This is a genomic window from Streptomyces sp. A3M-1-3, from assembly GCF_024213665.1.
GTDB lineage: Bacteria > Actinomycetota > Actinomycetes > Streptomycetales > Streptomycetaceae > Streptomyces.
Window position 1 is genome coordinate 197,567 of record NZ_JANAVP010000004.1, and the last position, 19,386, is coordinate 216,952.

16 protein-coding genes are annotated in these 19,386 nt (G+C 71.3%); 8 read left to right on the plus strand and 8 right to left on the minus strand.

Going from position 1 to position 19,386, the window contains the following annotated elements; all coding sequences use genetic code 11:
• Positions 1-10: 10 nt before the first annotated feature.
• From pepN to NLX86_RS06290, 6 genes are all read left to right on the plus strand, one after another.
• On the plus strand, positions 11-2,593 hold the full coding sequence (gene pepN, locus NLX86_RS06265; RefSeq protein WP_254370577.1) for an aminopeptidase N: 2,583 nt from the start codon (positions 11-13) through the stop codon (positions 2,591-2,593).
• A gap of 183 nt (positions 2,594-2,776) precedes the next feature.
• Positions 2,777-4,297, plus strand: coding sequence for a sensor histidine kinase KdpD (locus NLX86_RS06270; protein WP_254370700.1), 1,521 nt, complete (start codon positions 2,777-2,779; stop codon positions 4,295-4,297).
• Positions 4,298-4,314: 17 nt separating this feature from the next.
• Positions 4,315-4,701, plus strand: a complete 387-nt coding sequence (locus tag NLX86_RS06275) for a roadblock/LC7 domain-containing protein (protein WP_302061034.1) — start codon at positions 4,315-4,317, stop codon at positions 4,699-4,701.
• Positions 4,698-5,057 (plus strand): DUF742 domain-containing protein, encoded by a 360-nt coding sequence (locus tag NLX86_RS06280; protein ID WP_254370579.1) that lies wholly within the window; start codon positions 4,698-4,700, stop codon positions 5,055-5,057. The genes NLX86_RS06275 and NLX86_RS06280 overlap by 4 nt, the downstream gene beginning before the upstream one ends.
• Positions 5,038-5,658 (plus strand): ATP/GTP-binding protein, encoded by a 621-nt coding sequence (locus NLX86_RS06285; RefSeq protein WP_254370580.1) that lies wholly within the window; start codon positions 5,038-5,040, stop codon positions 5,656-5,658. Before NLX86_RS06280 ends, NLX86_RS06285 begins: the two co-directional genes overlap by 20 nt.
• Complete coding sequence (locus NLX86_RS06290; protein WP_254370581.1) at positions 5,655-7,070, plus strand: cytochrome P450; 1,416 nt, start codon at positions 5,655-5,657, stop codon at positions 7,068-7,070. Before NLX86_RS06285 ends, NLX86_RS06290 begins: the two co-directional genes overlap by 4 nt.
• Positions 7,071-7,130: 60 nt before the next feature.
• Here the strand turns inward: NLX86_RS06290 and NLX86_RS06295 are convergent, their stop codons facing one another.
• From NLX86_RS06295 to NLX86_RS06325, 7 genes are all read right to left on the minus strand, one after another.
• On the minus strand, positions 7,131-8,231 hold the full coding sequence (locus NLX86_RS06295; RefSeq protein WP_254370582.1) for a hypothetical protein: 1,101 nt from the start codon (positions 8,229-8,231) through the stop codon (positions 7,131-7,133).
• A gap of 2 nt (positions 8,232-8,233) precedes the next feature.
• A complete protein-coding gene (locus NLX86_RS06300) occupies positions 8,234-9,142 on the minus strand; it encodes a cyclopropane-fatty-acyl-phospholipid synthase family protein (RefSeq protein WP_254370583.1) in 909 nt (302 codons plus the stop codon).
• Between the two features lie 144 nt (positions 9,143-9,286).
• Complete coding sequence (locus tag NLX86_RS06305) at positions 9,287-10,219, minus strand: LysR family transcriptional regulator (protein ID WP_254370584.1); 933 nt, start codon at positions 10,217-10,219, stop codon at positions 9,287-9,289.
• 17 nt (positions 10,220-10,236) lie between these two features.
• Positions 10,237-11,121 carry a DMT family transporter gene (locus NLX86_RS06310; RefSeq protein WP_254370701.1) on the minus strand — a complete coding sequence of 295 codons (885 nt, stop codon included), beginning with the start codon at positions 11,119-11,121 and terminating at the stop codon, positions 10,237-10,239.
• A gap of 240 nt (positions 11,122-11,361) precedes the next feature.
• A complete protein-coding gene (locus tag NLX86_RS06315; protein ID WP_254370585.1) occupies positions 11,362-11,592 on the minus strand; it encodes a hypothetical protein in 231 nt (76 codons plus the stop codon).
• A gap of 20 nt (positions 11,593-11,612) precedes the next feature.
• Positions 11,613-13,721, minus strand: a complete 2,109-nt coding sequence (malQ, locus tag NLX86_RS06320) for a 4-alpha-glucanotransferase (RefSeq protein WP_254370586.1) — start codon at positions 13,719-13,721, stop codon at positions 11,613-11,615.
• A 41-nt stretch (positions 13,722-13,762) separates the two neighbouring features.
• A complete protein-coding gene (locus NLX86_RS06325) occupies positions 13,763-13,978 on the minus strand; it encodes a hypothetical protein (protein ID WP_254370587.1) in 216 nt (71 codons plus the stop codon).
• Between the two features lie 283 nt (positions 13,979-14,261).
• Between NLX86_RS06325 and NLX86_RS06330 the strand changes: the two genes are divergently transcribed.
• A complete protein-coding gene (locus tag NLX86_RS06330) occupies positions 14,262-17,234 on the plus strand; it encodes a beta-N-acetylglucosaminidase domain-containing protein (RefSeq protein ID WP_254370588.1) in 2,973 nt (990 codons plus the stop codon).
• 49 nt (positions 17,235-17,283) lie between these two features.
• Here the strand turns inward: NLX86_RS06330 and NLX86_RS06335 are convergent, their stop codons facing one another.
• Complete coding sequence (locus NLX86_RS06335; RefSeq protein ID WP_254370589.1) at positions 17,284-17,820, minus strand: HNH endonuclease; 537 nt, start codon at positions 17,818-17,820, stop codon at positions 17,284-17,286.
• Between the two features lie 349 nt (positions 17,821-18,169).
• Here NLX86_RS06335 and NLX86_RS06340 point away from each other — a divergent pair, with 349 nt between their 5' ends.
• The gene (locus tag NLX86_RS06340) at positions 18,170-19,231 is read left to right on the plus strand and encodes a mechanosensitive ion channel family protein (protein WP_254370590.1); all 1,062 of its coding nucleotides are present in this window, start codon (positions 18,170-18,172) and stop codon (positions 19,229-19,231) included.
• Positions 19,232-19,386 lie beyond the last annotated feature (155 nt).

Genomic DNA, 19,386 nt, shown 5'->3' on the forward strand with positions numbered 1-19,386 from the left:
AGATGAACGCGTGCCTGGCACGAATTTGACCCGCGACGAGGCGCAGCAGCGGGCGCGCCTGCTCACCGTTGACTCGTACGAGATCGATCTCGATCTGAGCGGGGCGCAGGAGGGCGGCACCTACCGGTCCGTGACCACCGTGCGCTTCGCGTCCGCCGAGGCCGGCGCCGAGACCTTCATCGACCTGGTCGCGCCCGCGGTGCACGAGGTCGTGCTGAACGGGAAGTCGCTGGACGTCGCCGCGATTTTCCGGGACTCCCGGATCGCGCTGCGGCACCTGGCGGCAGGCCCGAACGAGCTGAAGGTCGTCGCCGACTGCGCGTACACCAACACCGGCGAGGGCCTGCACCGCTTTGTCGACCCGGTCGACCAGCAGGCGTACCTCTACACCCAGTTCGAGGTGCCGGACGCGCGCCGCGTGTTCGCCTCCTTCGAGCAGCCGGACCTCAAGGCCACGTTCCAGTTCACGGTGAAGGCCCCCGCGGGCTGGACCGTGATCTCCAACTCGCCACTGCAACATTCGGACGGGGCTGAACCGGGCGACAGCGTCTGGCGCTTCGAGCCGACGCCGCGGATCTCGTCGTACATCACGGCGCTGATCGTCGGCCCGTACCACTCGGTCCACAGCTCGTACGAGAAGGACGGGCAGTCCGTGCCGCTGGGCATCTACTGCCGGCCCTCGCTCGCCGAGTTCCTCGACGCGGACGCGATCTTCGAGGTCACGCGGCAGGGCTTCGACTGGTTCCAGGAGAAGTTCGACTACGCGTACCCCTTCGCCAAGTACGACCAGCTCTTCGTGCCGGAGTTCAACGCGGGCGCCATGGAGAACGCGGGCGCGGTGACCATCCGCGACCAGTACGTCTTCCGCTCGAAGGTGACGGACGCGGCGTACGAGCGGCGGGCCGAGACGATCCTGCACGAGCTGGCCCACATGTGGTTCGGCGACCTGGTCACCATGGAGTGGTGGAACGACCTGTGGCTGAACGAGTCGTTCGCCACCTACACCTCCGTCGCGTGCCAGGCGTACGCGGAGGGCTCGAAGTGGCCGAACGCGTGGACCACCTTCGCGAACTCGGAGAAGACCTGGGCGTACCGGCAGGACCAGCTGCCGTCCACGCACCCGATCATGGCCGACATCCGTGACCTCGACGACGTGCTCGTCAACTTCGACGGCATCACCTATGCCAAGGGCGCCTCGGTGCTGAAGCAGCTCGTCGCGTACGTCGGGCAGGACGAGTTCTTCCGCGGTGTGCAGGCGTACTTCAAGGCGCACGCCTTCGGCAACACCCGGCTGTCCGACCTGCTGGGCGCGCTGGAGGAGACCTCCGGCCGCGACCTCACCAGCTGGTCGAAGGCATGGCTGGAAACAGCCGGTATCAACGTCCTGCGTCCGGAGCTGGAGACCGCCGAGGACGGCACGCTCACCTCCTTCGCCGTCAAGCAGGAGGCCCCCGCGCTGCCCAAGGGGGCGAAGGGTGAGCCGACTCTGCGCCCGCACCGGATCGCGATCGGCCTGTACGACCTCGAAGACGGCAAGCTGGTGCGCACCGACCGTATCGAGCTGGACGTCGACGGTGAACTGACCGCCGTACCCGAGCTGGTGGGCCGCAGGCGCCCGGCCGTCGTGCTGCTCAACGACGACGACCTGTCGTACGCGAAGGTCCGCCTGGACGCCGAGTCGCTCGCCATGGTCACCGAGCACCTGGGCGACTTCACCGAGTCGCTGCCGCGCGCGCTGTGCTGGGCCTCCGCGTGGGACATGACCCGCGACGGCGAGCTCGCCACCCGCGACTACCTCTCGCTCGTCCTCTCCGGCATCGCCAAGGAGTCGGACATCGGCGTCGTCCAGTCGCTGCACCGCCAGGTGAAGTTGGCGATCGACCTGTACGCGGCGCCCGACTGGCGTGAGGCGGGCCTGGCGCAGTGGACCGAGGCGGCGCTGACGCACCTACGGGCCGCCGAGCCGGGCAGTGACCACCAGCTGGCCTGGGCGCGTGCGTTCGCCGCCGCCGCCCGTACGCCGCAGCAGCTCGACCTGCTGACGGGGCTGCTGGAGGGCAAGGAGACGATCGAGGGCCTGGCCGTGGACACCGAGCTGCGCTGGGCGTTCGTGGAGCGGCTGGCCGCCACCGGTGTCTTCGACGAGCAGGAGATCACCGCCGAGTACGAGCGGGACCGGACCGCGGCGGGCGAGCGGCACGCCGCCACCGCGCGGGCGGCCCGGCCGACCGCCGAGGCCAAGGCGGCGGCCTGGGCCTCGGTCGTCGCATCGGACAAACTGCCCAACGCCGTACAGGAAGCGGTCATCGGCGGGTTCGTCCAGACCGATCAGCGTGAGCTGCTCGCCCCGTACGTAGGGGAGTTCTTCGCGGCGGTAAAGGGCGTGTGGGAGTCCCGCAGCCACGAGATGGCCCAGCAGATCGCGGTTGGCCTGTATCCGTCGCTTCAGGTCTCGCAGGCGACGCTGGACGTGACGGACGCGTGGCTGGCCTCGGCCGAGCCGAACGCGGCGCTGCGCCGCCTGGTGTCGGAGTCCCGCGCCGGTGTCGAGCGGGCGCTGAAGGCCCAGGCGGCGGACGCCGCTGCCGGCTAGCTTCTCGCAGCAACCGGAACCTGTCCGCCCGCCCAGTGCGCCCCGCATTGGGCGGGCGGTCCGCGTTCTCACGTCACCCGGTTCGGTGAACTGGGTGACGTACGGTCAACTTCCTTTGCCGCAAGCCGTTATGCTCCCGCCCATCGTCATAAGATCTTCTCTTTCGATGGTTTGAGGGTGCTGATGGTCCGAGAGGAATCGCCGCCCGGAATCGCGCGGTCCGCGGCGTCGTTCATATGGCTGCTGCCTGCCGTTGCGACCGCGGCGGCTACCGCGCTCGTCGTGGCCCTGGTCTCCTCGTCGGCGCGTACCCCGGTGGCCTGGATCGGCGGGGCGGCTGTTGTCGCCGTCGCCGTCGCCGCCGGTGAGGCCGCCCGCCGAGGCCGGCTCGTGGCAGAACTCTGCGACAAGGTCGCGGCACAGGAGACAGCGCTGTCGCGGCAGGAGGACGAGACCATCCGGCTGGCCTCGGAGCTGCTGCCCGAGGCGATCAAGCGTCTGCGCAAGCACGAGTTCCCCGAGGACGTACTCGCCGCGCTCACCTCGGGGGACGCACGCGGCTTCAACGACCAGGGGCTGACCCCCGAATTCCGGGCGGCGCACCGGGCGGTGCTGAGCTCGGCGCTCGATGCCGTTGTCGCCGAGGAGGACCTCCGCGATTCAGCGCAGCGGGCCTTTGTGAACATCGCCCGCCGGGTGCAGGCGATCGTCCACCAGCAGGCGCAGGAAATGCGGGAGATGGAGGACCGGCACGGCCGGAATCCGGATGTCTTCGGCGATCTCCTGCGGCTCGACCACGGAACGGCACTGATCGGCCGGCTCGCCGACTCCATCTCCGTACTCGGCGGGGCGCGTCCCGGCCGCCAGTGGAGCAGGGCGGTTCCGTTGTACAGCGTGCTGCGCGGCGCGATGTCGCGGATCATCGACTACCAGCGGGTGGACCTCCACTCGGTCTCCGAGGTGGCCGTCGTCGGCCCCGCCGTCGAACCGCTCATCCACGCGCTGGCCGAGCTGCTGGACAACGCCACCCGCTACTCGCCGCCGCACACCAGGGTCCACCTCACCGCCGTCGAGGTGCAGTCGGGCATTGCCGTGGAGATCGAGGACGGCGGTGTGAACATGAGCGAGGAGGCCCGCAAGCGGGCCGAGCGCATGCTCTGGCAGGCCCAGCAGGGCATCGACCTGAACGACTTGGGTGAGACCCCGCGGCTCGGCCTCGCCGTGGTCGGCCGACTGGCACAGGCGTACAACTTCCAGGTCGCGCTGCGCTCTTCCGCGTACGGCGGTGTACGGGCTGTCCTCATTGTTCCGCAGGACCTGATCACCACCGCCTCGGCCGCGACCGGCGTGGCGCACGGAATCGGCACCTCCTCCGGGCCCCGGGCGGCCTCACCGCCACGGCAGCAGCCCCCTCGTCAGGCCACCGGACCGCTGCCGCCTGCGCAGGAAGACGACGCGCCGCTCGTCACCGAGCGGTCCCCGAACGGTCTGCCGCAGCGGCGCCGCAAGAACCGGATCACTGAGCCGGCCGCCCCCGTCCGGACGGCGCCCGAGCCGGAGCCGGAGCCGGAGCAGGGGCCGGAGCCCGCATCGCAGGTGGAGCCCGGTGTATGGCTGGCTGCCTTCCAGAGCGGCCTGTCCGGTGGCCCCACACAGGACAGCGACGGCTCTTCGACGTCGGCAAGCAAGGGGAAACAGCAGTGATTCAGCAGCGGGCCAATATGGACTGGATGCTCAAGGACCTGGCGGCAGGCGTTCCGCAGACCCGCCACGTGATCGTCCTGTCCGCGGACGGGCTGCGCATGGCCCAGCACGGCGCGGACACCGACACCGCCGACCGGCTGGCCGCCGCATGCGCGGGACTGCAGAGCCTCGCGGGCGCAGTCGGCGCCGAGCTCCCACACAGTGAGGGGAGGATGCGCCTGGTCGTCATCGAGATGGACGGCGGCTTCTTCTACCTGATGGCGGCGGGCGCCGGGGCCTTTCTCGCGGTGCTGGCCGACGAAGGCGTGGACGCGGGCCTGATGGGACAGCGGATGCGGGACCTGGTGATCCGGATCGGAGAGCACCTCAGCAGTCCGCCCCGGCACGACGGGCAGACCGCGTGAGCGACTCGGGCCAGGGTTGGGAAGACAACAGCCCCGAGCGGCTCTACGTCATCACGGGCGGCCGCAGTGGTTCGTCCGCTCCCATCCGCCTCGACCTGGTCACGCTGATCGTGGCCAGGTCCGGGCCCAAGCCCGGGATGCAACCCGAGCAGGCGGCGATCATCGGGATGTGTGAGGCGCCGCTCTCGGTTGCCGAGATCTCCGCGTACACCGGTCTGCCGGTGAGCGTCGTGACCGTGCTGCTCAGCGATCTGCTGGCCGAGAAACGGGTGCTGGCACGCGCGCCCGTCCCCCCCGCCCAACTTCCCGACCGCGCTTTGATTGAGGCAGTGATCGATGGACTTCAGAAACTCTGAACCACCTGCGGGGCCACGGCGCGAGGACATACTGCCGGATACGGCCACCGCCGCGGTCAAGGTGGTGATCGTGGGCGGCTTCGGAGTCGGCAAGACGACCCTGGTCGGCTCGGTCAGCGAGATCCGGCCGCTGACCACCGAGGAGACGATGACCCAGGCCGGAGTCGGGGTCGACGACACGGTGGGCGTCGAGCGCAAGACCGCCACCACGGTGGCGATGGACTTCGGCCGAATCAGCATCAACAAGGAGCTGGTGCTGTACGTCTTCGGCACCCCCGGCCAGGAGCGGTTCTGGTTCCTGTGGCGCGGCCTGTTCGAGGGCGCACTGGGCGCGGTTGTGCTGGTCGACACCCGCAGGCTGGAGGTCAGCTTCGAGGTGATCGGCCGGCTGGAGGAGCGCGGAGTGCCCTTCGTGGTCGCCGTCAACTCCTTCCCCGACGCGCCCGAACACTCTCTCGATGATCTGCGGAGCGCCCTCGATCTGCCGGCGTCCGTACCGCTACTCGTGTGTGACGCCCGACGACGTGAGTCCGCCCGTGACGTCCTGATGACCCTGATGCACTACCTGCACTCCCTAGCCGTAACCCCGGAGGCATCGTGAGCACTCCCCCTACCCCGCCGCCGGGCTGCCCGGCGCACGGTCTCGGTCCCGACGGTCTGCGTCGGTTGTACGGTCCCGAGGCCGAGACGGACCCGATGGGTCTGTACGAGAAGCTGCGCGCCGAGCACGGCACGGTGGCCCCGGTCCTGGTGCACGGCGACCTGCCGGCCTGGCTGGTCCTCGGTCACCGCGAGAACTTGGACGTCACTCGCACTCCGTCGCGTTTCACCCGTGACCCCCGCGGCTGGCGCGAGCGGCGGGAAGGCAGGGTCCCGGCGGACCATCCGCTGAACCCCATGACCACCTGGGTGCCGGTGTGCACTTTCGTCGACGGAACAGAGCACCAGCGCCTGCGCGGTGCGCTCACCGACTCCCTCGACCGCTTCGAGGGGCGCGGTGTCCGCCGCTATGTGAACCGTTTCGCGGGCCAGCTGATCGACGCCTTCGAGTCGGACGGGCACGTTGATCTGATCGCCGACTTCGCCGAGCCACTTCCGATGCTGGTGATGACCCAGCTGGTGGGCATGCCGGAGGAGTCCGGGCCGCGGCTCGTCGAGGCAACCCGCGATCTGCTCAAGGGCACCGAGACCGCCCTTGCCAGCAACGATTACGTCATGGGAGCGCTGGCGCAGCTGGTGGAGCGCAGGAAGAGCGTTCCCGGGCACGACCTCACCACCTGGTTCCTCCAGCACTCCGCCGGGCTCACTGACGAGGAGATCGTCACGCATCTGCGGGTCGTGCTGGTCGCGGCGTTCGAGACGACCGCCAACCTGATCGCCAGCACTCTCAGGCTGGTCCTCACCGACCGCCGGTTCCGCGCCAGTCTGTCGGGCGGCCATATGACGCTGCCGGACGCACTGGAGCAGGTCCTGTGGGACGAGCCGCCGCTCACGGCGGTTCTGGCGCGCTGGGCGACCGGCGACACCACGCTCGGCGGCCAGCAGATCAAGGACGGCGACATGCTGATCCTCGGACTGGCGGCCGGCAATGTGGACCCGGAGATCCGCCCCGATCTGTCGACACCGGTCCACGGAAACCGCTCGCATCTGGCGTTCAGCAGCGGTCCGCACGAGTGCCCCGGCCAGGACATCGGCCGGGCCATCGCGGACACCGGCATCGACGCGCTGCTGACCCGGCTGCCCGATCTGGAGCTGGCCGTACCGGAACCCGAACTGCAGTGGCGCGGGACGCTGATGTCCCAGCATCTGACCGCACTTCCGGTGACGTTCACTCCGTGTCCGAAGGGTGGCGCGGACCGGGCGGCGCAGCCCGCGCAGCCCGCGCCCGTAGCCCGGCCGCTGCCCGCGGCCGCGGCACCGGAGCCCGGGCAGCCGGTCACCGTACCCGCGCCCCGGAGCGGGCGGCGTGAGCGGCTGCGGTCCTGGTGGGGCAGTCTTTTCAGCCGTCGCTGACGGCTGAGGTGTGCGAGGGCCCCGCGGGGAGCCGCGGGGCCTTCGTCCTGCGGGGCTCGCTCAGTCCTCCAGTTGCTGCCACCACCACGCGAGTGCGGGCACCGGAAGGGGCTCGGTGCTCGCATCGCTCGGAGTGTCGCGCCAGGTGATGTGGTACGAGGCGCCTTCCACGGGCAGCTCGTGGCGGTTGCGCGGGCTGGCGTAACGGGGGGCCACGTTGTGGTACGCGATGTTGCCCGCGAGCCAGTGGCCGAGTGCCACGAGGTACCGGCCGAGTTCCTTGCCGGCCTTCCTCGCGAGCTGTTCGCGCAGCGTGATGAAGAGCGTCATCGCGCGGTCCCGTACGGCCACTGCCGCAGGCAGCGCCTGCGCGGGGGTGCAGCCGAGTTCCTGGGCCACGACGTTGATGAGGTTCTGCTCCCAGGGCTCCTGATGGTCCTCCTTGTTGTACGAGAAGACGTCGTTGTCGCAGCCGACGATGAAGCCTGCGGCGTCCGTGAGGGCGCGCACGGGAGCTGCGTACAGCTCGTCGGGCGGGACATGGATGCCATTGGCGGCCTCGCACCAGGCGACGGTGAATCCGGTGCCGTTGATCGACATACGGATCGCCGAGAAGTCGTTGAGGCTCGGCATGACCCCGCGCTCGCTGTTGGAGGTCTGCCAGCCCTCGCCGAACAGCCAGTCCCGGGTTCCCTCGGTGAATCTGCGCAGCTGGAAGGGCGAGAGCGCGGCACGGGTGCGGGCGGCGAGGTCTTCGAGGGCTGCGGTGTGCGGGCCCGCGGGGAGCACGCCGGGACGCGGGATCTCCAGGGTGCGGGCCAGCCGGACAGCGTGGTCGGCGATGTCCGCGCTCCGTGAGGTGGCCGATCCGGCGTTCTGCCAGTCATCCACGGCGAAGGCCCAGTAGTTCCACTCGACGAACAGGAGCATCATCTCCACTTCGCCGTACGGGATGATCCGGCTGGTGAAGTCGGCGCTGCGGGTGGCAAGTCCCCAGGCCCGCTCGATGGCGTCGGGGTAGAGACCGAACGAGTCGAGCCACTCCACGGCCCGCTGTTCGAGCTCATCCGACTTGGGGTGGATGAGCCTCTCGTCAAACGGGCAGTAGAACGGCGGAAGTTGCCAACCGATGCGGGAGGGATGACCGTGCTCGGAAGTCATGGTCAGTTGCCTCCCAGCCGGAAGAGCAGCAGCCGGGTCTCCAGGGCGTGGTCCCGCCAGATGCGGAACAGCTTGCCGTGCGTGATGGTGGATTCCTGAAGTCGCTCGCGCGTCCAGGCGGACCGGACTCCAGAGGCCTCGACACGGTCCAGCTCGGCGGTGTTCCAGGCCATGGACTGCACCCAGAACTCGGCGACCCGGTCGGTGACGTCCTCGTCCTGCTCCAGCTCGAAGCCGGCCGCCTCGGCGGCGGCGATGTACTCGGGGAGCGTGCCCAGCCGTGTCTTGTAGTAGCCGTCGATGAACTCGGTCCACTCGGGCCGGCAGATGAAGTGCTCCTGGATCCCGAACCAGCCACCCGGCCTCAGCGCCCTGGCCACGACCTTGAAGAGCCGCTCGCGGTCCATGTAGCCGGTGCTCTCGTTTGCGTACGCGGCGTCGTACTTCCGCTCCTCGTCGAGGTCGTGAATGTCGCCGAGGAGGGGGGTGACCCGGTCGGCCACACCGGCCTGTCGCGCGAAGTCCTGGATGACGGTGAGGTGTTCGACTGCGACGGTGAGGCCGGTGACTCTCGCGCCGTGCTCCTGCGCCCAGTAGAGCGAGCCGCCGCCCACACCGCATCCGATGTCGAGGAGATGGGCCGGCGGTGCACTGTGGGCCCCCCAGGCGCGGGCCGCGTGCTCGACTATCGCCTCCTGGGAGGCAACTATGCGGCGCTTGAGTATGCGCTGGGAGACGGTGGTGTTCGGCCTGGCGTCGTGGCCGAACATTCCCACATGGAAGTGGACACGCGGTCCTGGCCCGTACTTGTGGAGGATGTCTGCTGTCTTGCGGCTGTAGTACAGCGGGACTTGGCTCTCGTCGAAGGCCTGGCCATCAGTGGGGGGCTGGATGACGAGGTTACTGTTCATCGGTTCTCCGGATCCTGGGTTCACGTGGGGGGCGTGTTGCTAGCGGCCCCACTCTGCCCACAACTGATCGATAACACTCCTCACTAGCCTGTGTGTTGAGCATACTCACAGCCAAGGACCCTGTAACTTGGATCGATTGATGACCTATCGGTTCACCTTCTGGTCCGCCCGCACCGCGGCGACCTCCCGCAGCGCGCCGAGCACCCGCGCCACCGCGAGCCCTTCCTCGGCCCCCCGCCGTACCGCCGCGACAACATGGCGGCGCGGCTGGTCGGCGTGCAGCACCCGGACGGCGACCCCCGACGCGCGGCCGGCGACCGCCATCCGCGGTACCAGGGCGATGCCCATCCCGGCCTCGACCATGGCGAGGATCGCGGTCCAGCCGGCCGCCGAGTGGGCCTGCTCCGGGACGAATCCCGCCGCCTCGCAGGCCGTTGTGGTGATCTCCGACCAGGGCCCGCTGCCGCCGAAGATCCAAGGCTCGCCGGACAGATCGGCGAGCCGCAGCCCCGGCGCGTCCGCGAGCGGGTGCCCGGCCGGCAGGGCGACGTCCAGCGGATCCGCGAGCAGCGGAACCCGGGCGAACTTCGGGTCCCGGGCGGTGGGGGCGTGCGCCGCGAGGGAGAGGGCGAGGTCCACGGCCCCGGACGACAGCAGCTCGTACGCCTCGGCCGCCTCCGCCTCCCGGACCCGCACCTCCAGGCCCGGACGGCTCGCGCGGAGCCGTGCCACGGCCGGGACGACCAGGGCCGGTACGGCGGTCGAGAACGCACCCACCCGGACCTCGCCCGCGTCGCCCCGCAGATACCCGGCCAACGCGGCGTCAGCTCGCTCCAGTTGGGCGAAAACCCCATCCGCGTGCCGCAGCACGAGATGCGCGGCGTCGGTGAGCCGGACCCGCCGCCCGTGCGCCTCCAGCAGGGTGACGCCGAGCTGCCTGGCCAGGTTGGTCAGCTGCTGCGAGACGGCCGAGGGCGTCATCATCAGCACCTCGGCCGTCGCGGTCACCGTGCCGTACTCACTGAGAGTCCGCAGGATCCGCAGCTTCTTGATGTCCCATCTGTCCCACTCGGCCATACCCGCAGCGTACGGGCTTACTTCGGGCGCCCGGCGCCCCACATGACCCCGCCGAGGATCAGCGCCATGCACACGATCTGCATCGGGCCGGTCGCCTCGCCCAGGACGGCGAAGGAGAGCAGCGCGACGCAGACCGGCTGGAGGTAGTACACGACCCCGGCGCGGGTCGCGCCGATGAGCGCGACCGCCTTGTTCCAGGCGAAGAACGCGACCGCGGAGGAGAACACCCCGACGTACAGCAGCGGTCCGACCGTCCCGGCGGTGGGCTCGAAGCCGCCCTGCGCCGCGAGGCTGACCCCGTACGCGGGCAGCAGCATCAGCGCGCCGAGCACGAAGGTGGCGAAGAGGAAGGCCAGTCCCCCGAGTTCGGCGGGCTTGCGGCGGAGCAGCGCGCTGTACGAGGCGAAGCTGAGGGCCGCCGCGATCATCCACAGATCGCCCGGCGCGAAGTGCGGGGCCGCCGAGCCCTTGCTGACCAGGAGCAGCACCCCGGCGACGGCGATCAGCAGGCCGGTGGTGCGCCGGGCGCCGAGCCGTTCGCCGCCGATGCGGGCGAACAGGGCCATGAGGACCGGCGAAGCGGCCATGATCATGCCCATATTGCCGGCCGAGGTGGAGATTCCGGCCTGGTTGACCAGGGTGTTGTAGACGGTGACGCCGAGCAGCGAGGCCAGGACGACGAATCTCAGCCGGCGGCGGAGCAGCCGCCGTTGCCGCCACGCCTGCCCGGCGGCGAAGGGTGCGAGGGCGACGAGCGCGACGATCCAGCGCCAGAAGGCGGCCTGGACGGGCGGGACGCTGTCGTGCAGGGCCCTGGAGGTGACAAAGCTCCCGGACCACACGACCGTCGCCACACCCGCGAGGACGAGCCCGAGGCCGGCGGCCCCGTTCGCCCCCTTCACCTTCGTGAGCTGGTGCGAGCTGGTACGGACGGTGTCCAGGACTGCCACGGGTTATCCCTTGCCCCTCTGGGTGCTGATGCTGACGGGGCCTACCGTCGCACCCCAGAAATGCTCAGGTCTATCGAATCTTTTCGTACATTTCTTTCAGCAGAACTGAACGATTAATCTGCAAACGCACCGAGGGCGCCCTCGTCGTATGACGAAGGCGCCCTCGGGGAGAGAGTCCGGGCGGGGTCGGGGTCAGCCCTGCTTGCGGGACTTGTCCCCGGCCATCACGAGGCCCGCGATCACCAGGAAGAGCAGGATCGGCGCACCCACGTACAGGCCGAGTGTCTCGGCCACGCTCAGGCCGGGGCCCGGGTCGTCACCGTCGTCGGGGATCGCCGCGAACGCGGGGGACGACATGAGCAGCATCATCAGCGTCGTACCGGCCGTGACAGCGCCGGCGCGCAGGGCGTTCTTCTTGTCCACGGTGCAAACGTAGCGAACGCCTAAGTGCGCCGCGCGCCCGGGGGTGCCGTACGGGGTCGGAGCTCGGCCTTCAGGGCGTCCATCAGCACATGCAGCCGGGGCGAGGCGGCCAGTTCCTCCAGCGTGACGGGTCGCCCTTCGGCGTCGGCGACGGGCAGCCGCCAGTTCGGGTACTGGTCCCAGGTGCCGGGAAGATTCTGCGGGCGGCGGTCGCCGACCGCATCCGGCAGCCAGACGCCGACCATCCGGGCGGGGGTGGCGAGCAGGAAGCGGTAGACCGCGAGGACCGCGGCCTCCTCGTCGTGGCCGCCGTCCGGCAGCATGCCGAACCGGGTCAGCAGCGCCAGCCACTCGTTGACCTCGACCGCGTCCGCCGCGCGCTCCTCCGGCAGCGGCCGGGTGAGCAGGCCGAGCCGGTGGCGCAGCTCGACATGGTCACCGCTGAGCCGGGCGGCGGTCGACGGCAGATCGTGCGTGGTGGCCGTGGCCAGGCATGCCTCCCGCCAGCCCGCCGCCGGCAGCGGGCGGCCGGTGCCGTCCCAGTCCCGCTCGAACCACAGCACGGAGGTGCCGAGCACGCCCCGCGCGGCCAGGGCCTCGCGCACGCCCGGCTCGACCGTGCCCAGGTCCTCTCCCACGACCAGGGCTCCGGCCCGGTGTGCCTCCAGGGCGAGCACGGCGAGCATCGCCTCCGCGTCGTAGCCGACGTACGTCCCCTGCGTCGGCTCGCACCCCTGCGGAATCCACCAGAGCCGGAACAGTCCCATCACATGGTCGACGCGCAGCGCGCCCGCGTGCCGCAGGAGTCCGCGCAGCAGGCCCCGGTACGGGGCGTAGCCGGAGGCGGCGAGAGCGTCCGGGCGCCACGGCGGCAGACCCCAGTCCTGCCCGCGGGAGTTGAAGGCGTCCGGCGGGGCGCCGACCGACATCCCGGCGGCGAACGCGTCCCGCTGGGCCCAGGCGTCGGCGCCGTCCGGGTGCACGCCGACCGCCAGGTCGTGCACCAGCCCGATTCCCATGCCGGCGTCGAGCGCGGCGCGGTGCGCGGCGGCGAGCTGCGCGTCCGTCAGCCAGGCGAGCCAGCAGTGGTAGTCGATGCGGTCGAGCAGTTCACGGCGGGCCCGGTCGGTCTCGGGCGATCGCGGGTCGGCCAGCCCGGCCGGCCAGGAGCGCCGGTCCCAGCCGTACACCTCGGCGAAGGCGCACCAGGTCGCGTGGTCCTCCAGGGCCTGCCCCTGCTCGGCGAGGAAGTCGCAGTACGCGGCCCGCCGGCCGGGGCCGAGCGGGACTTTCCGTACCAGATCGAGCGCCTCCCTTTTGAGCGCCCACACCGCGTCCCGGTCGATCAGCGCGCCCTTGCTCAGGACGGACTCGCGCTGCAGAGCGGCCTGTTCGGTGATCCGCTCCAGCTCGGCCCGGTCCGCGTCCGCCACGTAGGCGTACTCCGGGACGTTCTCGACCCGTAGATGTACGGGGTCGGGGAAGCGGCGGGAGGACGGCCGGTACGGGGACGGGTCGGTGGGCGTCCCTGGCACGGCCGCATGCAGCGGATTGACCTGGACGAACCCGGCCCCCAGCGCCCGCCCCGACCAGGCGGCGAGTTCGGCGAGGTCTCCGAGGTCGCCCATGCCCCAGGAGCGCTGCGAGAGCAGCGAGTAGAGCTGGACGAGGAAGCCGTGACTGCGGCCGGGCGGCTGCGGCAGCCGGGCTGGAGCGACGACGAGGGCGGCCTGCCCGGTCCGTCCGTCGGGGGTACGGACATGCAACCGGTGGACGCCGAGGGGCAGTTGTCCCGCCTCCGCGCCGTCCGGGCCCGTGGCCGGGGCCCAGTCGACCGTCTGCCCCTGCTCCGTCTCGACCCGGAGAGCCGTGTCCGGCGGGAGGGCCGTCAGCGGGTCGGGGAGCGGTGCGTGCGGCCACACGACCACAGTGGGGGGCAGCAGTCGCTGCGCCACCGCCGACTCCTCGGCGGCGAGTGCCGTACGTACGGCCGCGGGGGTCGACGCGTCGACGCCCAGCGCGGCGAGCACCGTGGCGACCGTGCTGTCGGGCACCTGGACCGTGACGTCCGGGGACGGCGCGTAGGAGGTTGCGACACCGTGCAGTGCGGCGAGCCGGGCAAGGGCCATGGCGACAGTCCCCCGGAGAGGTGGGCCGGATGAGTGAGCCGTTACACGCCCATGTCCGAGGCCGTGCCCATGGCGGTCGGCTCACTCGTCAGCGGGGCGGCGTCGGCGAGCGGCGGCTCGCTGGTCAGCGGGGCGGCGTCGGCGAGCGGCGGCTCGCTGGTCAGTGGCGGCTCGGCGCAGCCGCAGGCGCAGGTCCCCTCGGGACCCGGTACCTGTTTGGAGAGGGCGGAGAGGAGCAGTTCGGCCGACGTGGCCATGGAAGCCTCCATGGTGTGGGGAGCGGGACACCGCAGGCCTACCCAGCGGGAGCGGCCACAGACGTATACAACGCGAGAACGTGTCCCGGGTCACAGCCAGTTCACCGCACGGGTGGACACCCGCCCGCAACACCCCGGGCAAATCAGGCACAACGGCCACACACATTGACACCTCTTCGCGCGGGTGGTGGGCTCGGGCTCGTCCGTACCGAACGCGCAGCCGAGCGCAGGCAGACGCGCAGTACGAGCGCAGTACGAGCACGAGCGACGACGAGGAGACGCAGTGCAGCTCCGGCGCAGGAATCGCGCGACAGCCGTCGCAGTGGCGGTCATCGGCGGACTTCTCGGCGGCGCGCCCGGCGCACACGCGGCACCGCCCGCCCCCGGAACGCCTGCCCCCGGTACGCCCGCCGTGACCGTGCCCGACCAGGACGGCGGCGCGCTGCCCTCCGTCTGGCCCCGGCCGCAGTCGGTACGCGCCACGGGCACGGCGGTGCCTCTCGGCGACGAGGTCTCACTCGTCACCCCGCCCGACGCCGATCCGTACGCCGTGGCCGCCCTGCGGACCCTGCTGCGCGAAGCCGGGGTGCGTACCGTCCGCACGCTCACCCCTCTTCAGCCGCTGCCCGCGCACGGTCCGGTGGTGCACGTGGGAGGCGCCGGCGCCGAGCAGGCGCTGCGCGCCCTGGGGGCGTCGGCCCGAGACGACCTGCCGGCGGGCGGCTACCGGATCGCGGCCGGCCGGGCCGCCGGCCGGGACACCGTCGCGCTTGCCGGGGAGGGCGCGGACGGGCTGTTCCACGCCGTACAGACACTGCGTCAGCTGGTGCGGAAGGGGACCGCCGCCGGCGTCGTCGTACGGGACTGGCCCGGCACGGCCGTACGCGGCATGACCGAAGGGTTCTACGGCCGGCCGTGGACGCTGGACCAGCGGCTCGCGCAGCTGGATTTCATGGGCCGTACGAAGCAGAACCGCTATCTGTACGCGCCCGGCGACGACCCGTACCGCCAGGCCCGCTGGCGTGACGCGTACCCGGCCGGGCAGCGGGCGGAGTTCCGGGCGATGGCCGAGCGCGCCCGCGCCAACCATGTGACGCTCGGCTGGGCGGTGGCACCCGCGCAGGCCATGTGTCTGGCGTCGGACCACGACGTCAAGGCGCTGAAGCGCAAGATCGACGCGATGTGGGCGCTGGGTGTGCGGGCGTTCCAGCTGCAGTTCCAGGACGTCAGCTACAGCGAGTGGCACTGCCGCGCCGACCGGAACCGCTTCGGTTCGGGCCCGGAGGCGGCCGCGAAGGCGCAGTCCCGGGTCGCGGGAGCGGTGGCGGAGCATCTGGCCGCCCGGTACCCGGACGCCGGGCCGCTGTCGCTGATGCCGACCGAGTTCTACCAGGACAGCAGTACGGAGTACCGGCAGGCGCTCGCCCGCGAGCTGGACGCGCGGGTCGAGGTGGCGTGGACGGGCGTCGGGGTCGTACCGAAGACGATCACGGGACGTGAACTGGTGGGCGCGCGGGAGGTGTTCCGCCACCCGATGGTCACCATGGACAACTACCCGGTCAACGACTACGCGCAGGACCGTATCTTCCTCGGCCCCTACACGGGCCGCGAGCCGGCCGTAGCGGGCGGCTCAGCCGCGTTGCTCGCCAACGCCATGGAGCAGGCCGCCGCCTCCCGTATCCCGCTGTTCACGGCCGCCGACTTCGCCTGGAACCCGAAGGGCTACCGGCCCGAGGAGTCCTGGCGGGCAGCCCTCGACGATCTGGCCGGCGGGGACCCGAAGGCCCGGGAGGCGCTCGGCGCGCTGGCCGGGAACGACGCCTCGTCCGTGCTGGGCGGCGACGAGTCCGCGTATCTCCGCCCGCTGATCGACGGCTTCTGGAAGGCCCGGCGTGGTACGGACCGGTCGGCGCTGGATACGGCGTCGGACCGGCTGCGCGCCGCGTTCACGGTGATGCGGGAGGCTCCGGAGCGGCTGGCGGGGGCGGCGGACGGCGCGCTGGACGACGAGGTGAAGCCCTGGATCGACCAGCTGGCCCGCTACGGCAGGGCCGGCGAGCTGGCGGTCGACACCCTGCGCGCCCAGTCGCGCGGGGACGGCGCGGCGGCGTGGCGGGCCTCGCTGGAACTGGCGGAGGCGCGCCGTGAGGTGTCGGAGAGCCGGGTCACGGTGGGCAAGGGTGTGCTCGGCCCGTTCCTGGCGAAGGCGGCCAAGGAGTCGGACGCCTGGACGGGTGCGGACCGCGGTGCGGGCACGGTGACGGAGTCCCCCGGCGCGTACACCGTACGGCTGGAGCGGCCGCGGCCCGTCGAGACGGTCACGGCCATGACGGCCCCGGGCGAGGGGGGCGGAGCGGCCGTGGAGGCGCACGTACCCGGTGAGGGCTGGCGGAAGGTCGGCGATCTGTCGGGGGACGGCTGGACGCAGACGGACGCCAAGGGCGTCCGCGCCGACGCGATACGGCTGGCCTGGCGCGGGGACGCGCCGGCCGTCCACCGGGTGGTGCCGTGGTTCGCGGACGAGCCGGACGCCCGGTTCGAGCTGGCGCGCGGCGAGACGGACGCGGAGATCGGCGGCCGCCCGCAGCGGGTGGCGGCGGAACTGGCGGCCCTGCGGGCGGGTGAGGTGCGCGGCAAGCTGGCTGCCAGGGCGCCCAAGGGCATCAAGGTGAAGGTGCCCGCACAGACCACGGTCCCGCGCGGCGCGCGGGTCGCGGTGCCGGTGGAGGTCACGGTCCCGGAGGGGACCCCGGCGGGCAGCTACGAGGTGCCGGTCTCCTTCGCGGGCGAGGAGCGCACGCTGACGGTACGGGCCTTCCCGCGCACGGGCGGCCCCGATCTGGTGCGCGGCGCCAGGGCCTCGTCGTCCGGCGACGAGACCGCCGACTTCCCGGCCTCGGCGGCGGCCGACGGCGACCCGCGGACCCGCTGGTCCTCGCCGGCCGAGGACGGCGCGTGGTGGCAGGCGGAGCTCGCGGGTCCGGTACGGCTGGGGCAGGTCGTCCTGCACTGGCAGGACGCGTACGCGGCGGCTTACCGCATCCAGGTCTCGGCGGACGGGCGCGTCTGGCGTACGGCGGCCACGGTGGCGGACGGCGAGGGCGGCCGCGAGCCGGTCCGGATGGACGCGAAGGACACCCGTTTCATCCGCATCCAGGGCGACCGCAGGGCGACCAGGTTCGGATACTCCCTGTGGTCGGTGGAGGCGTACGCGGTCGAGGAAACCGCCCGGGAAAAGGCCACCCCGGCCCCGTAGCGGCCACCGGCCGGCCGCGCCGGGGCTGGATGACAAAGGCCCGGATTCGTCAGGCAGAGATGCCGTCGATCCGGGCCATCGCGGCCTCCGCGCCGTACGGCTGCAGGTAGGGCAGCCAGCGCGGGTCCCTATGACCGGTGCCGATGATCCGCCAGGCGAGGCCGGACGGCGGGGCGGGCTGGTGGCGCAGCCGCCAGCCCAGTTCCAGCAGGTGGCGGTCGGCCTTGACGTGGTTGCAGCGGCGGCAGGCCGCCACGACGTTCTCCCAGGCGTGCTGCCCCCCGCGGCTGCGCGGGATGACGTGATCGACGCTGGTGGCGACGCCTCCGCAGTACATACAGCGGCCGCCGTCTCTCGCGAAGAGGGCGCGGCGGGTGAGTGGAACGGGCCCCCGGTAGGGGACCCGCACAAATCGCTTGAGCCGTACCACGCTGGGAGCGGGGACGACCCGGGTAGCGCTGTGCATGAAGGCGCCGGACTCCTCGAGGCATATGGCCTTGTTCTCAAGGACGAGGACGAGCGCGCGGCGGAGCGGTACGACGCCGAGCGGCTCGTACGACGCGTTGAGGACCAGGACATGCGGCACGGATGCCTCCTTGTACGCCGGCGGCGCGTGGCTCGCGCCGGGACGATCTGCTCTCAGTCTCTCCTCCTGGCTGGTCGAAGCGCCACCACGTCCAGGTAACGGGCTCAGAGGGTTCGCCCGGCCCGCCCTGGCCCATGCCCCTTCACGCCCCTTCCCACCTGTAGTTCCGGCCGGGGGTCCAGGGGTTGTCCGGCGCGGATGTGCGGTCGGCCACACTCCGTACATCCCCAGGTGACGCTTGTCTCTCCCTCGAACACTGCAGGGGGAACAGAGAATGCCCCGTTAGTGTGGTTGGTCTGCCCGCACACCCCTTCCGGCGGGCAGACCGCTACACCTGGAGGTTCCTGCCGTGTCGTTGTCCGCCCTGTGGGCCGGCCCCGTGCCACAAGCGCCCGCCACCCTCGGCGAAGCGCAGGAGACGGCCACCAACGCCGCGGGCTGGGTGGAGGAGAACTGGTCGGTCTGGCTGAGCATCGGCCTGCGCATCCTGCTGATCGTCGTCATCGCCACCATCCTGCGGAGCGTGATCCGCCGGGCCATCACCAAGCTGATAACGCGGATGAACCGCAGCGCCCAGGCCGTCGAGGGCACCGCCCTCGGCGGGCTGCTGGTCAACGCGGAACGCCGCCGGCAGCGGTCCGAGGCGATCGGCTCTGTGCTCCGCTCGGTCGCGTCCTTTGTGATTGTCGGCACAGCCGCCCTGATGGTCCTGGGCGCCCTGGACATCAATCTGGGCCCGCTGCTCGCGAGCGCCGGTGTCGCGGGTGTGGCGATCGGCTTCGGCGCCCGGAACCTCGTCACCGACTTCCTCTCCGGCGTGTTCATGATCCTGGAGGACCAGTACGGCGTGGGGGACTCCGTCGACGCGGGCGTCGCCTCCGGCGAGGTGATCGAGGTGGGACTGCGCGTCACCAAGCTCCGCGGTGACAACGGCGAGATCTGGTACGTACGCAACGGCGAGGTGAAGCGGATCGGCAACCTCAGCCAGGGCTGGGCCACCGCCGGGGTGGATGTCCAGGTCCGCCCGAGCGAGGACCTGGAGCGCGTGCGTGCGGTGATCACCGAGGTCGCGGAGGGGATGGCGAAGGACGAGCCGTGGAACGAGCGGCTGTGGGGCCCGATCGAGATCCTGGGCCTGGACGCGGTGCTGCTGGACTCCGTGACGATCCGCGTCTCCGCGAAGACCATGCCGGGCAAGGCCCTGGGTGTGGAGCGCGAGCTGCGCTGGCGCATCAAGCTGGCGTTCGACGCGGCCGGCATCCGGATCGTCGGCGGCTTGCCGGTGGCCACCGAGGCGGCCGCGCCGGACCCGGCGGCCACGGTGGCGGCTCCGTCGGCGCTCGCCAGCCCGACGTCTCCCCAGTCGCTGGCGGCCTCGCCGATCCCGCAGCCGAACCTGGCCAAGCCCTGACAAAGCCCTGCCCAAGCCCTGACCCCGTAGCGAAAACGCTCTCTGCGCCCCCGCAGGTAACACTCTGGTTGCCTCGGGGGCGCAGACCATTGACTGCTCCCCGACGTGCGCCTTACGTTCCTTCCATGAAATAGGAAACTTTCCTAACAGTGGAG